Annotated in this window: 11 protein-coding genes and 1 pseudogene; 2 read left to right on the top strand and 10 right to left on the bottom strand. The window is 47.8% G+C overall.

Going from position 1 to position 15,147, the window contains the following annotated elements; translation table 11 throughout:
- Window positions 1-8: 8 nt before the first annotated feature.
- From AKL11_RS21475 to corA, 7 genes are all read right to left on the bottom strand, one after another.
- Window positions 9-1,145 (bottom strand): ATP-dependent zinc protease family protein, encoded by a 1,137-nt coding sequence (locus tag AKL11_RS21475; RefSeq protein ID WP_172807353.1) that lies wholly within the window; start codon window positions 1,143-1,145, stop codon window positions 9-11.
- A 278-nt stretch (window positions 1,146-1,423) separates the two neighbouring features.
- Window positions 1,424-2,767: a branched-chain amino acid transport system II carrier protein gene (brnQ, locus tag AKL11_RS21470; RefSeq protein WP_067521812.1), complete on the bottom strand. Its 1,344-nt coding sequence runs from the start codon at window positions 2,765-2,767 to the stop codon at window positions 1,424-1,426.
- 338 nt (window positions 2,768-3,105) lie between these two features.
- A complete protein-coding gene (locus AKL11_RS21465; protein WP_067521810.1) occupies window positions 3,106-4,299 on the bottom strand; it encodes a sensor histidine kinase in 1,194 nt (397 codons plus the stop codon).
- 23 nt (window positions 4,300-4,322) lie between these two features.
- Complete coding sequence (locus tag AKL11_RS21460) at window positions 4,323-5,021, bottom strand: response regulator transcription factor (protein ID WP_067521808.1); 699 nt, start codon at window positions 5,019-5,021, stop codon at window positions 4,323-4,325.
- Between the two features lie 35 nt (window positions 5,022-5,056).
- On the bottom strand, window positions 5,057-5,350 hold the full coding sequence (locus tag AKL11_RS21455; RefSeq protein ID WP_095210597.1) for a hypothetical protein: 294 nt from the start codon (window positions 5,348-5,350) through the stop codon (window positions 5,057-5,059).
- 12 nt (window positions 5,351-5,362) lie between these two features.
- Window positions 5,363-5,899 (bottom strand): PepSY domain-containing protein, encoded by a 537-nt coding sequence (locus tag AKL11_RS21450; protein WP_067521806.1) that lies wholly within the window; start codon window positions 5,897-5,899, stop codon window positions 5,363-5,365.
- Window positions 5,900-6,029: 130 nt separating this feature from the next.
- Window positions 6,030-6,989 carry a magnesium/cobalt transporter CorA gene (gene corA / locus AKL11_RS21445; protein ID WP_067521804.1) on the bottom strand — a complete coding sequence of 320 codons (960 nt, stop codon included), beginning with the start codon at window positions 6,987-6,989 and terminating at the stop codon, window positions 6,030-6,032.
- A gap of 214 nt (window positions 6,990-7,203) precedes the next feature.
- On the opposite strand from corA, the pseudogene AKL11_RS21440 reads away from it, so the two are divergent.
- Window positions 7,204-8,559, top strand: a pseudogene (locus AKL11_RS21440) (IS1182 family transposase); the annotation flags it as partial.
- Window positions 8,560-8,749: 190 nt separating this feature from the next.
- Here AKL11_RS21440 and glnD read toward each other — a convergent pair.
- Window positions 8,750-11,473: a [protein-PII] uridylyltransferase gene (gene glnD, locus AKL11_RS21435; RefSeq protein WP_067521799.1), complete on the bottom strand. Its 2,724-nt coding sequence runs from the start codon at window positions 11,471-11,473 to the stop codon at window positions 8,750-8,752.
- 125 nt (window positions 11,474-11,598) lie between these two features.
- Between glnD and AKL11_RS21430 the strand changes: the two genes are divergently transcribed.
- Entirely contained in the window at window positions 11,599-12,333 is a 735-nt protein-coding gene (locus tag AKL11_RS21430; protein WP_067521797.1) for a hypothetical protein, read from the top strand.
- A gap of 80 nt (window positions 12,334-12,413) precedes the next feature.
- Here the strand turns inward: AKL11_RS21430 and map are convergent, their stop codons facing one another.
- Both map and AKL11_RS21420 read right to left on the bottom strand, forming a co-directional pair.
- Window positions 12,414-13,211 carry a type I methionyl aminopeptidase gene (gene map / locus AKL11_RS21425; protein WP_067521796.1) on the bottom strand — a complete coding sequence of 266 codons (798 nt, stop codon included), beginning with the start codon at window positions 13,209-13,211 and terminating at the stop codon, window positions 12,414-12,416.
- Window positions 13,212-13,457: 246 nt separating this feature from the next.
- Entirely contained in the window at window positions 13,458-14,936 is a 1,479-nt protein-coding gene (locus AKL11_RS21420; protein ID WP_245673549.1) for a hypothetical protein, read from the bottom strand.
- Window positions 14,937-15,147 lie beyond the last annotated feature (211 nt).

The raw sequence follows: 15,147 nt of genomic DNA, 5'->3' as shown, positions 1-15,147 counted from the left end.
GCCCTAACTTACTCCTTGGTGCTGGCGGTGCTTGAAAGCTCTGTATTAGAAAGCTCGGTAATGTATTCCTGAGACACATCCACCAGCGCTCGCTTTTCCAGGTAGCTGGCGCCAATCAGTACCGGGAAGTTGTAGTTTTCCCGATCACGGAGTGTAAATTCGGCTTCTGCTTTAATGCCGTCAATGCGAGTTTTCAGCTTGATCACCGGGCGACGATCATTATCATCACCGTGACGTTTAATGCGCACCATACGAACAATCGGTTCTTCAAGAGTAATCATGTCCCCGGAGGTATCGAGAATCTTGAAGCGTACCCAGCGTTTGTCGTCTTTACGGAACAGTTCCATTTCCTTTGCATCGATGGAGGACGTCTGCGCTCCAGTATCAATGCGGGCTTTCAGGATCATACTGGCATTTTTGATCAGTACGTTTTCAATGGCACCGATGGTTTCCAGACCTTTGACGCTGACGGGTTTGATAATAGCCCGGGTGTAGGATTTCTGTGTTACGGGTACCAACACTTTACGATTGCTGGACTTTAACACGAGTTTGGTGGCAATGAATTTCTGGTTAACATCGATCACCGCTAGGTCCTGCATGAAGCTACGACCAATCAACAGCGGTGACTCATATTGGCTGCGATCGGTCAGTGAAACGGGAACAGACTGAGTGATCTCACCAATGGAGATGGTTAATTGAACGACAGGGCGTTCAATGGCGCTGAGTCCGGGGCGCTTGATCCGAATGGTGCCTTTGGTCGGTAGCTCCATGGGAACAGTGCCTTTGGAGGTACGGCTCAGGTCAAATTTCACCCACTTTTTACCATCGCGCTCGAATAGCTGAATATTACGGGCATCCACGGAACTGTTTTCTGCACCAGTATCCAGTTTGGATATCATGGTCAGGTCAAGGTTGGGTAGAGACGCGGTTTCATTCAGGCCTAATACCAAACGACCTTCCAGGTGGGCAGGTGTCTGAATTGTCTGTTCACGAATGGTAATCGTGTGTGTCTCAGGTTGTTTTGGTTTGTCTTCAGGTGCAGGCGGTTGAGGTAATGCCGGTTGGGGCACCGATTGAATTATACGGGAATCGTCTTTTTTTGGACGATCCTTGAATTGTAGAGTCTGGCAACCAGTTAAAATCATGATGGAAAAAATTACAGCGGGAAGGGCCAAGTTGCGGAACATGTGATAAGACTACTGTTCTTTGAAAATAGGTTTTCACGCATCAGATGTGCGCAGCCATGGCTGTTGCCGTTATCAGCAAGAAAGTCCAACAGAATAGTAGCTGAAATACCGGCAACTAAAAGCGCGCAAGCTTACTTGATCCTCTGAAGATTGCAATCCGTAGAACTGCATTAAATCCAAATGGGTCACATTTCTGACTCTTCGCAGGTTGGCAACGTTGCATTAGCAAAGTTGCATTAATTACTTAACGACTCTGGTTGTTTAAATAGTGGGCTTAACGTCAGGCTGATCAGAAACATCGTTAAGGCAGGTAAGACCCAGAGCATGTGATTGTGATATCCCGGGAGGCAATCGAAGACACTTAATAGTTGAGCAAAGAGTGGGTGACTCTGGTCTTTAAGTAGATCAATCACACTGAATAAAAATGCAGTGGCCAGTGTTGAGCGATAAATGAACACAGAGTGTGGCAAGCGGTGCCGGAACAAACCCAACAATATCAGGACAATGGAAATAGGGTACAGCACTAGAAGTGCGGGAATAAACAGTTCAATAATTTCTCCCAATCCACCCATATTGGCAAACACCACGCAGGTTGCACTGACGATGGTTACCACGGTTCGATAACTGACAAAAGAGAAAAGCTCATCGAAATATTCACTGGCGGCGGTAATGCAGCCAATGGCTGTAGTCAGGCAAGCGAGGGTGACGACGCAGGCCAGCATAATTGCGCCCGTGCTGCCAAACATCAAGTGTGCATAGGAGGCCAGAATCTGGCCGCCATTTTCTGGTGATGTAATGATCGCCCGACTGGTAGCGCCGAGATAAAACAAAGACAGATAAACCAAAGAAAGGCCAATAGCAGTGATAATGCCTGTGGTCATACTGTAATGAAAAAGGCTGGTTTTGTCTTGAATGCCGTGGGATTTCAGATTGGTAATGATCACGATGCCAAACATTAAGGCTGCCAGCGTATCCATGGTCATATACCCTTCCAGAAAACCACTGATCAGTGGCGTCTCCTGATAGACTGACAGAGATTCGCCAGGGCTGCCAAGGGGGGCAAAAACCGGCGATAGACCCAGTAGAGTAAGCAGGATGATTAACGCCGGGGTAATGAGTTTGCCAACTGTCTCAAGTAACTTGCCGGGGCGTATGGATAAGTACCAGGCAATGGAAAAAAACACCAGACTGAATATCAGTTGCACATGCGCGTTATTACTGGGCAGAAACGGTTCAATGCCAACCTCAAAGGCAACCAGTGCGGTGCGTGGAACCGCATAGACAGGGCCTATGATCAGATAGATAGAGGACGCAAGGGCAATCACCAATCCTTTCGGCAGCTCCTGACTGATATTATTGAAATCCCCCCCGACCCTGGCAATGGCGACGATACCGAGCAACGGTAACCCCACCCCGGTAACCAGAAACCCTGCGGCGGCGTACCACACCTGCTCTCCGGCCATAAAGCCAATCAACGGAGGAAAGATAAGGTTACCGGCCCCCAAAAACATGGCAAAAGCCATAAAGCCCATGCCAATAGTATTTTGCAGGCTCAGCGTTTGTTTTATAGCGTGATTCATGGTAGTTAAAATCAGTATCCCTTTTGTAGACTTTTTCTCCGGGATTCTGCTCCTGTCAGCATGTGATGAAATGGCCTGAATGGCTTTCAGGCAGCCTGCTAACAGTATGGACGCTATCTGTAAAAGTGGTAGTACCGGTAGTTCCTAAGGAACTGTCCGAAATAAGATCCACATTTACTGAGGTCTTGAAGCATCGTTGAGACCGCTATCCGTAATCCGTAATCCGTAATCCGTAAAGCGAGGGTGGCTTCAGCTTTTTCGGACAACGGACAACGGACAACGGACAACGGTTAACGGATAACGTTAATTGAAATATGAAAGTTATTTCGGGACAAATCCTAAGTTCGGGGGTAGCGAATGACAACACCAAGGCCAGGATGTTGATCCTGTAATTCAATGGAACCGTGATGCAGGCCAGAAATGGCCTTGGCTAGCGACAGCCCCAATCCTAATCCGCCATCGGTGCGACTTTTATTCACCCGATACATTCGTTCAAACACCCGCTCTTTTTCGATTTCAGAAATTCCGGGGCCGTTATCCTGAACTTTTAACCATGCTATTTTGTGTTCAAGGTCAGCGCCTGTGCGGAGCCTGATAACACTGCCTTCGGGGCAATAGCGCAGGCTGTTTTCAATTAAGTTAGCCACCTGTTGAATCAGCAGTTCCCGATCGCCCATGATGGTGACAGGGCTATCTTGCTTGTCATTAATCAGGCTCATGCCGGCATCTTCTGCGACATCACTGTAAATTTCGGCCACTGTGTCCACAATTGTGTTCAGATCTTGAAGTGCAAAGCGACTTCTTCTCGCTCCAGACTCAATTTGAGAAATACGTAAGAGCGCATCAAAGATGGAAGCTAATCGTGCTGACTCTTCCAGAGCGTTGTTTAATTCCCGCGCCACCGTTCCATTTGAGTCTGGCATGACATCCAATAGTTCTTCCTGCAGCGTCAGCAGATTATGGCGTAATCGGGTAATGGGAGTTTTTAATTCATGGGCGATGTTGGCAGAGATATCCCTTAGAGATGCGACCGATCCCTCAAGCCGGGAGAGCATTTCATCCACCGACTGGGAGATACGTGCCAAATCATTAAACGCATGATCCTCCCCGGTGCGGGCTGACAAATCACCTTCGGCAGCACTGTTCAGTACGTGCTCAATTCGGGAAATTCTTTTCTGGCTGTACCGGCTGAGCAGTGTGACGATGCCAGACGTAAACAGTAACGCCAGCAAGCCGGAGAGGATAAAGCCGGAGGTCATGATTTCCAGAACATCGTCATCATCAATGGGGTCATCGTCAATGGTACGACTTTTCCCTCGGACTAATTCCCGGGATTCCTTAACGATTTCCCGATTTTGTTTCTCCAGCTCATGATCCACATAGAGCAGGGTAATCGCAGCCATCAGTACCAGGCTGACAATCATCGTAAGACCAAACAGCAGGCCCTGCTGCACGGCAGAGCTTTTCATCCATTGCGGAGCATGGAATGGAATCCGTTGAAAGAGAGGCTGGCAGCCTCTCAGACCTTTCATGAATGATCTGCTTAAAAATGATCTCATAAAGTGGACTCGGAGGGTTTGAACTCCAGTTTGTAACCCGCGCCTCGGACCGTTTGAATTAACGTATCACCAAAGGGCTTTTCCAGTTTGTTACGAAGCCGGCTGATATGAGTTTCTACGACGCTGGTCTGTGGATCAAAATGAATGTCCCAGACATGCTCCAGCAACATGGTGCGGGTAATGACTCTGGAAGGGTGACGCAGAAACAGTTCAAGAATGCGAAACTCTTTAGGCTGTAGATCCAGATACTGACCTTGACGCATGACCGTTCTTTCCAGCAGGTTTAACGACAGGTCGCCGTACTTTAATTCTGGAGCCGTTTCTGCTGGCTTTGCCTGAGACCGTCGGGACAGGGCCGTGACTCTGGCCAGCAGCTCAGAAAAAGCAAAAGGTTTGGTGAGGTAATCATCACCTCCCGCCTCCAACCCTTCAACACGATCATCCACACCGCCTAACGACGTCAGAAATAAAGCCGGAGTCGTCACCTGGGCGGCTCGCAGGGCTTTCACCAGTGACAGACCATCCAGCCCCGGCAGCATTCGGTCTACAATGGCAACGTCGTATTGTTCGGTCAGGCACAGTGTCATGGCATGTCGACCATCATCAACCACTTCAACCTGATGGCCAGCCTCGCGCAACCCTTTTTCAATAAAACGGCTTAGGCTGACATCGTCCTCTACTAGAAGGATACGCATTAATTATCGATAACTCTTAAAAAGCATCGCTGCGGCTATGCCGCAACGATTGGACTGCAGTTAGGTTCACTTTTGGTTTCTGCCTCAGCCTCTGTGGCAACCTGTAACTTTGCGGCGATGAGCGCAATAATGCCAGCCAGAAAGCAGACGCCCAGTGTGATCACACCCAAAACGATGACCAGAGAGTAGGAGAGCATGCCGAGAATGTTCTTCAGCACATTTCCTCCGCTGGCGTTGGTTTTCAGCTGAGTGCTCAGTTGAGCTTTCAATTGTACAACGATGGCTTTCAGTTTGGTCATGATTGCATTTTTGTCGAGACGTTTTGTCATCTTAACTCTCTATTACGTGGCAGTGTTGGCAGTGAACCGGGTTTCAAGACGACGGTTGTCTTCGCCCAGTAGTTCTACCTCGTATTCCACTTCGTTATGATCGTGATCAATGTCAATGGTCCACGCCCTGCCGTTCATGGCTTTCTCCGTTTGTGTCAGTGCTTTTTCCAGAGAAAGGAATTTACCGCTTTGGATGCCGGAAAAGAGCAGTGCATTTTCACGGGCATCATCACGGTCTTCTTTTTCCATTCTGGAAAGAATGACGGCACCGGTCTGCGCATCGATATCGGTTTCAATCTCCTGTCCATCTTTAGTGGTCAGTGTGATTTCATAAAAGGTTTGGCCCATTTCGACCTCACGCTCTGCCTGCAAAGGTTCAGCGCCGGTGGTATGCTGCCGGGCAATTTTCACGGCCTGCAGCAGTGAGATGGCATCTTCGTTTATAGATGTTGGTGCATCATCGGCAAAGAGGTTGCCTGCGGACATCAGAGTGCTCATTCCCAGAATCGTGGCCAGTGCAGCAGGCTTGAAAATACGCTTCGCTTTCATTCGTCAGTTCCTCGAACTCGGTGACTTAGTGTGAACAGGTGTTTGCCCTGTCGATGTGCACACTATACGACCATAGGTTTTCACCGAGTTTTCCGGAACTATACAATTTTGTAAGGTTGGGTGTGAAAGGTTATAGCCAGCCTTTTCGTTTAAAGAAGAGGAAGGTTGAAAGCGCACTGAGTAACATCAAACCTATCGCCAGCGGATAGCCATATTCTACTGAAAGCTCCGGCATCACTTTAAAGTTCATGCCATAAATACTGGCAATCAATGTCGGCGGCATAAACATGACGGCCGCTACCGAGAAAATTTTGATGATGTTGTTCTGCTCAAGGTTGATGTAACCCATGGTAGATTCCATCAGGAAGTTAATCTTCTCGAACAGGAAGCCTGTATGGGGCGTCAGAGATTCAATATCCCTTAGCATTTCGCGAATATCATCCTTCTGCCCATCGCTGAGAATATTGTTGCAGGCTCTCATGAGGTAACGCAAAGAACGCTGGGTATCCAGCAGGTTTAGTCGGACTTTGCCGTTTAAATCTTCCTGCAGAGTGATGGTGCGCAGTTGTTCATCCACGTCTACATCTCGAATATCTTCAGAGAGTGTATTCTGGCTGACTTCTTCCAGATCTTCGTACACTTCTTCAAGGGTGTCCGCGAGATATTCCACTTTGGCATCAAACAGTGCAATGACAATATCCAGTGGTGTGGCCGCATGGATATGCTGGGTTTTCAGGTGTTTGCGCATCAGCCGGAACAGGCCGGTGGGCTCATCCTGCAGAGTGATCAGCTGATCAGGCCGGAGGTTAAAAGCGACGTTGATGTTTCTCAGCTCATGACCCGCACGATGGGGAAACAGTGAGCGGATATGAATGCCGCTTTCGGTTTCATAGTAACGGGAGGAAATCTCAATTTCCCCAAGGTCGTCTTCATCGGGCAAACAACCTGGAAAATAGGTGTTCAACCATTGATGTTCATCAATGTCCGGTTCCGTTGCTTCCAACCATATAGTGCCCTTAGCCGGAGGAACATCTGGAGTAACCCGGTCAATGGAAAATCGGTTTTCCTGAGCACTATAGGCATAGATCATATGTACTGCCTCTGCTGGTTGGTGTGCATGTTAATAATAAATACCCTTTATTATGATAAAGGGTAAAAAAGGCGCGAAATTGTACGATAATTGACTTTTGCTTGGCTAGGGTCTGTTGACGATGCGTCGCATGCTCAGCGGCTCCTAGGAGCCTGTCGGACTTAGAACAACTTTTGAGTATAATACCCGCAAGATCGTAAAAGACAGCCAGCCAATGAACAAATGGACTTTCAGACCCATTGACCGAGACATCCCTGACTTTTTTCCTGCCACTGTTCAGGATTATCTGCCAGAGGTGCATCTTGCTCGCTTTGTTGTAGAGGTGGTTGAGCAGCTAGACCTCACACCTTTGATCAGCGCCTATAAAGGAAGGGGTTCTAAAGCCTGGCATCCATCCCTCATGCTGTCGTTATTGTTCTATGGATATGCAACAGGTGTCTTCTCCAGTCGCAAACTGGAGAAAGCAACTTATGACTCCATCGCCTTTCGATATATCTGCGCCAACGAGCATCCGGATCACGACAGTATCAACACCTTTCGCCAGCGCTTCCGTAAAGAAATCAGTGAACTTTTTGTTCAGATATTGTTGATTGCGCAACAGGCAGAATGGTTGAAGCTGGGAACCATCAGCCTCGATGGAACCAAGATGAAGGCCAATGCCAGCAAACACAAGGCGCTCAGTTACAAGCACGCATGCAAGCTCGAAAAGCAGCTCAAGGCAGAAGTTGAAGAGCTCCTCAGGATGGCTGAAAAAGCAGATACTGAAAAATTGCCAGACGAATTATCCATTCCTGATGAGCTGAAACGCAGGGAAGATCGCCTCAAGGTGATTGCCGATGCCAAAGCTGAAATTGAGCGACGAGCTGAAGAACGTTATCAGCAAGAGCTGGCAGAATTCCAGGACAAAGTTGCCCGTCGTGATGCGATCAGAGATACGGGAAAAAAGCCACGGGGCAAAGAACCGAAAGCCCCTACGCCGGGTCCCAGGGACAAAGATCAAGTCAACCTGACAGATCCGGAGTCTCGCATAATGCCAACGTCTGCTAACGGTTTTGTACAGGCTTATAATGCGCAGGCCGCAGTAGATAACGACAGTGGTCTTATTGTTGAAAATCATATTACTCAGGCGACCAATGACAAACAACAGGTAGCGCCTGCCCTCGAAGAACTGGCCTCTCGTGCAGAGCAGATTGGCAAGCCCAGCGCGATTCTTGCCGACACGGGCTACTTCAGTCAGGGCAATGTGTCTGCTGTGGATAAGTTTGGAGCTATCCCTTACATTGCAGAAAAGAAGGATGCCCATAACAAACCTTTACTGGAGCGCTTTAAGCCCGATGAGCCGATGCCCGCAGGCGATGATGTTACCGCACTGGAGTTGATGCGTTGGCGATTGCAAACCCGGGAAGGACGGGCGGTGTATGCATTGAGAAAAAGCACCATTGAGCCAACGTTTGGGATACAGAAGGAAGTGATGGGATACCGTCAATTTCTGGTCCGTGGTCTTGAAGCAGTGTCTGCTGAATGGGATCTTCTGTGCATGGGTTTTAACCTGAAGCGGATGTTTACGCTGATGCTGAAAGATCTTCAGGAAAGTATCATTTTTATGCAGTTTATTTCAGCTTACAGGTTATTTGTCGCATGCATTTGGATATTTGGGCAAAAGAGACTGACGACATAAACAGCACTTCCAGACTGGATTCTGTGATTTTTGACTTTATTGCGGCCCATCTCCGGTTTTTACTTTCAAGTCCGACAGCCTCCTAGGAGGTGATAGCATCCAGTTTGGAGGCTTCCCTAAGTACATCACACAACTCTGAGCAGATTTTCCGGCTCATGACTTCATCTTCAATCGGATTCATGTTCCGGTCGGAAATAAAGAAACTGTCTTCTACTTTCTCACCAAAAGTGGCGATTTTAGCGCCTTGCACCTGAAGCTCAAGTTCTGCAAATGTTTTTCCGATGAGTGTCAGCAATCCGGGGCGATCCGTTGCGGTTATTTCCAGAACGGTCTGGCTGGGATCAATCTGATTACTGATGATGACTTCTGGCTCTCGGCTGAAGTGCCTTAACTGCCTTGGTGTGCGGCGGCGAATGACATTAGGGAATCCGTCCGGTGCTGCCAGTACATTCTGCAAGTGATGTTGAATCTCCCGAATTCTGGCAGGGTTGGCGCCGATAGCAGATCCGTCTTCTTCCAGCACCCGAAAGGTATCAAGACTGAAATTGTTATCAGAAGTGATGATTCGGGCATCCTGAATCGCCAGCCCCAGTTGGTGAAAGGCGGCCACAATGGCTGCAAACAGGTTGGGGCGATCCGGCGTGTAGACAAAAACACAGGACCCCTGGTTGTCATAGTCTTCATCCACTTCCGGGATCAGGATCAATGGCGTGTCGGATTGGTGGTTCAGAATACCTTCGGTTTGCCAGACGATTTCTTCGCTTTGATGGCGTTGGAAATAATCTTCGTTAAACAAGTGCCACAGATCATTAATCTGTTTTTTGGCAAATCCTTTGTCGATCAATAGTTGTTGTGCCTGCTCCTGCGTCTCGGCAATTTGTTCATCAAGGTCTGGCAGCTTATCAATCCCACGTTTTAACAGCTGTAGTGTTTGGTTATAGAGCTGTTGCAACAAAGATGCCCGCCAACCGTTCCATAGCCCGGGGTTGGTGGCGTTGATATCCGCCACGGTTAAGAGATACAGGTATTTTAAACGATCGCGTGTTCCGACCTGTCTGGCAAAATCCTGAATGACCTGAGGGTCAGAAAGATCTTTTTTCTGAGCGGTTACGGACATGGTTAAATGTTCTTGAACCAGCCAGACAATAAGTGATGTGTCGTCTTTATTAAGACCATGGGTTCGGCAAAATTGTTGAGCGTCTACCGCGCCTAATTGAGAGTGATCACCGCCACGGCCCTTGCCAATATCATGGTAAAGGGCAGCAATATTGAGCAGTTCCGGTTTTGGTATGCGATGTATTATGCGGGAAGCAATTGGGAATCGGGCGCTCTTTTCATGAGACGTTTTGCCGTAGGCAAAGCTGCGCAGGTATTTGATCAGCAGTAAGGTGTGGGCGTCCACCGTCAGGGTATGAAATAGATCATACTGCATCTGCCCGATAATCTTGCCAAATTCCGGCAGGTAGCGACCCAGAATGCCGTACCTTGCCAGCCGTCTCAATGTGGCTGTCAGGGCATAAGGTGCACGCATTAATTCAAGAAACAGCTTGTTGCAGCGAGGGTCTTTACGGAATGTGCGATCCACCAGATGGCGGTAGTCTCGCATCAGTCGAATGGTTTCTGCGGTGGGCCCGAGGATGGATTGATCCCGGGTCATCAACACAAACATTTCCAGAATCGCCGGGGGGTATTCGGCAAACACCCGATCATTAACGGTTTCAATGTAGTTATTGCAGATCTGAAATCGGTCATTGATCCTGCGCACAAACTGTGGCGAGTGGGCGCTGAGAATATTGTCGTCAAAATGCTGGAGGAGCAGGTCTTTCAGCTGGCTGACAATCATGGCTGTTCTGAAATAGCTTTGCATGAATTGTTCAACCGCCAGAGCGCCGGTGTGATCGTGATAACCAAACTCATTGGCCAGGGCTTTCTGGTGATCAAACAGCAGCCGGTTTTCGCTGCGGCCGGTGAGTGTGTGCAGAGCCCAGCGGATTTTCCAGAGAAAAGCCCGGCATTTTTGCAGTTGCTGATATTCGACAATGGTCAGGAATCCCAGTTCAAGAAGCTCTGCCGGATCGTGGGTGCCGTAATGTCGGCGGGCGACCCAACCGAGCATGTGCAAATCTCTCAACCCACCGGGAGAACCTTTGAGATTGGGCTCAAGGTCATACTCTGTATCATTGTACTTACGGTGTCGTGCACGTTGCTCATCAAACTTGGCTTGCAGATAACGCTGGCTATGCCACATATGTTCAGTATCAATAGAATCCATCAAGCGTATGTGAAGGGATTCTGGCCCGGAAATCACCCGGGACTCCATCAAATTGGTGATGATGGTGAGATCACTGGCAGCCTGTTCGGCACACTCTTTCAGGGATCGAACACTGGAGCCAACTTGCAGGCCAATATCCCAGAGCAGGGTTAAAAATTCTTCAATGGATTTCTGATGCTGCTCGTAGTGTGCTTCCTCAAGCAGAATAAGAATATCAATGTCGGAGCCGGGGTGAAGCTCGCCACGACCATAACCACCCACTGCCAGCAGTGCTACCGGGCAGCCCCGGTTCCAGTTCAGGTGCTCCCAGACCAATCGCAACACCTGATCGATAAACCATGCGCGGCTATACACCAGCTGTTCAATATCCATGCCGTCCTTAAACAGCAGTGACATTTTATCAGTCGCCTCTTTGATGCATTTTTTATAGGCAGGAATTGGGGTTTTGGAGATAGTCAGGTCAGCACGAAACTGACTTTTGTTGAACAGACTTTCTTTGATTTCGTCTGGGATATGCTCGAAGGGCGTATTCATTATTAGTCGTTATCTTTGAACCATTATTTGAAACTCGAATCTAAATGTCCGGTGTCTGTTTACCGGTGTCTGTTTAGTTGAGCTGCAACCGATGTGACAGGAACGAGAGCTGAAGAGATTATGCCATGACTGTAGGTGCAACTGTAAGCCGGAAAGAACCATTCGTGCTTCAAGAGGGAGTGTTTACACACAGTAATCAAGGTAAACATAATATATACGCTGTCAAACAGTGCCCTGATCCTGCATTGATTGTTGGTTTTGCTCATTGCTCAGAAGAGACAAAAGAATGTATTGAGGTAGAGCGTACGGAGTTAGTTGATCGATGGATACAGCCTTTAAATAGTGAGTCATCAAGTAATCGCCCTGATTCTTGTGTAGGTGCAAGGTTGATGTTTCAGGGGGTGCCCAATAAGTCAAAGACTAGCCTTGTTTTTGTTCTGAACCGGGAGGAAGCAGAGCCTTGCTTGCAGTTATGGCGTCCCAAAGAGAAATCATATTCCAAGTCGATTTATATCGATTTGCCATTTCTTCGATTGGAGGGAACTACCGTATTTATCCATAAAGAGAAGTTGAAAGGTGCTCAACCGGTATTTGCTTTGAATAATCATCATCAAGACAGTTGCAATATTCTGTCAGTACTTAGTGAATTATCACTTGTTGAGGTTATTGGAACAGTTCGAGGTAAAATTCGGACTTTTCCTTTGTGTCAGTTGGTATCTAATACCGTGATGACAATATGTGTATCCAAGGAAGCACTGAGAAAGTCTGAAGCTCAACCAGATAGAGAAAATTCTGAAACGAAGAATGAGTGGCTGAAGTTATTGAAACCGGTGAAAAACGGTCGAAGTCAGGTGGGGTGATTAATGTGCGACAGTCTTGGGGAAAGCCGTCGCACATCGCTCAAACTGCGTTAGGGTACCGAATAAGCATAGAGAAAAGTTTAGAAAGACTCCTCCTCAGCCCGCTTAGTCAGAACCTCACAACCAGTGGCTGTGACAACAATGGTATGTTCCCACTGAGCCGAAGGGCGACGATCTTTAGTTACAGCTGTCCAGCCATCACCCAGAAGTTTGGTGCCTTTTTTACCGGCATTGATCATGGGCTCAATAGTGAATGTCATGCCTTCTTGCAGTACACAATCATTCTTATCATTGTAGCCTTCGTAGTGGATGACCTGTGGATCTTCATGGAACACCTGGCCGATACCATGACCGCAGTACTCTTCAACCACGGAGAAATGATTGGCATGGGCGTGGTTGGCAATAACACGACCAATGTCTCTCAGGCGATTACCGGGTTTCACTTGCTCAATGCCCAGATAGAGACATTCCTGAGTCACCTGTACCAGACGCTCGTTAAAAGGCTGAACATCGCCAACAAGAAACATTTTACTGGTGTCGCCGTGCCAACCTTCCTTGATAACAGTAATATCAATATTGAGCACATCACCACTTTTCAGGATTTTCTTATCGCTGGGAATACCGTGACAAACCACCTGGTTGATGGACGTACAGATAGACTTTGGAAAGCCTGGACGACCGGGTGCGGCACCGTAGTTGAGTGGTGCAGGAATGGCTTTTTGCACATTGACGATATGGTCATGGCAGAGGCGATCCAGCTCACCGGTTGAAACACCGGGCTTCACGTAAGGACCAATCATTTCGAGCACTTCAGCAGCCAGACGGCCGGCGATGCGCATCTTTTCAATATCTTCCGGAGTTTTAATGGTTACATTCATGTCTGTTGTGTCGTGCTTATAAAATGCGAATAGGGTAATAGATAGAGCTTATCAGAAACCCTTTAGAAAGTATTCGATCCTTACCTATTCAACGTGTGTCTATGGTTCTGCGAGTCAGGCTTATTAAGTAAGTAAGTAAGTAAGTAAGTAAGTAAGTAAGTAAGTAAGTTGCTTATTTCCTTCGGGATTTTGGATGACTCTTGTTCTTAATGGCTTGTTCTTAATTGCTGCGTGCGTGGAAGAAGATTAAATAAAGGCCAGAACAGAGAGTGCAATAGCGCCTATTGGTATGGCAACCTGAGCGTACCGTGTAACCTGCCAAAAACTCGACAGCCACGTTCTTTCATCAACATTTGAGTTCGAACGAAACTTGAGATCCAGACTCTTCTGGGAAAAGTAATAGTCTTCCTGCCAGCCGGGGCTGAAGATATCCCAGAGGAAATACCATGCGCTGCAGTACCATGCGTCAGGATCGATATCGCAGGATTGGTTATAGAATGGCATGTTTTTCTGGTATACCGTTAGCTTCAGGGTGTATTCCGTATCTGGCGCCAGATGGTCATCATAGCTGAGACCATCATCGGACAAGAAGATCTTGCCAGGGTAGTAGGCAATGGATGGCACCATAGTTCGGTAAAGATTTTTCTCAGGGTAATCGCCATTCTTCAGTTTAAATTCCCACAGGGTCGAACGGCGGATTTTCTGGTCACTGGAGATGGCGTTCAGGGTTTGCTGTATACCTTTGGCTTCATCGATATAGATAGTTGATTTCAACCTCTCTCCAAAGAAGGACGGCTCGTATAATTGAACACGAATAACGACATTTTTCAGTTTCTGGGAAACGTCTTCTGACACTTCGTTGAGTGCGGCAGCTGAGAGGTCTTGAACCCTGACGGATTCGGGAAAGCCCTCTTCTTCTCTGTCGCCGTTTAGCCCCATTGCCGATTGCCAGACTAAAGGTGATATTGGCTCATTGTCGTAAGCTCTGGGCAAGCTTAAAGCATTAGGGGGAAATGAGGCTATGCGGTGTTCAGTTGTTACCGTGAAGCTGATTTTATCATGACCGTTAACGCGGCAGGAGAGGCTTTCCGCTGTCTGGTTATGGACTGCTTGATGAATAGAGTAATCGTTTTTGGGATCCTCAATAGCCAATGCTGGGGTGAGCCAACTATAATTTGTGGCACTTTTATTTTTGACCGTAACAGGCTCCTCTTCCCCGGGTAACAAGTCGTAACCATTGGCCAGTCGATCAATATATCCTGCAATCTCAGGGTTCCAGTTTGCAAACTCCTTCTTTAGAAACGTTACATCAAACTCCAGTTGGCTCGGGCTGCAGTACGTTTTTTCGTGAATAGTGACATCGGTGAAACAAGTCCTTGGTGTAGAGGTGCAGAATGTGTTTCCTTCAGAGTCTGTATCACAGTCCACATCAATACCACAGATACTACCGTCCGTAATCAGCTGACAATCCTGCCAGTCCCAGACAAGCTGTGTCGTATACTCCAACGTTCCAGACCAGAAGGGGGCAGCTTGTTCCCTTAGCTGTACGGCGGCTTCATGACGACTGATGTTTTTCAGATCAAGCCAGGCTTCTTCATCAAAGTCTTCTGCTTGTCGCACATGCAGGTTGGCATTCTGGGTGCACCAAAGGCCTTCAGAGATGAAATTTCTGGTTTTGTGTGCAGGGATGATGTTTCCCGGGCATATCTGGCTATGACGTGCCATGGGAAACGATCGTTGGACGCAGAAATTATCGTAAGCCATCAGCTTTAACGAGCATAAGGTACAGAATAAAGCCAGTCCTGCTAACCGGCTTGGACTGGGTAACATCAAGTTTGATATCACAGGATGCATGGCTATGGCTCTACTTTCGATTCTATTGGCGTCTTTTTGAATTACGATGCTCCTAATGAAGCATCAACAAACCCTGGATACT

Source organism: Endozoicomonas ascidiicola, from assembly GCF_001646945.1.
Taxonomy (GTDB): domain Bacteria; phylum Pseudomonadota; class Gammaproteobacteria; order Pseudomonadales; family Endozoicomonadaceae; genus Endozoicomonas; species Endozoicomonas ascidiicola.
The sequence above is the reverse complement of the archived record's forward strand: the minus strand, read 5'-3'. Positions and strand labels throughout refer to the sequence as shown.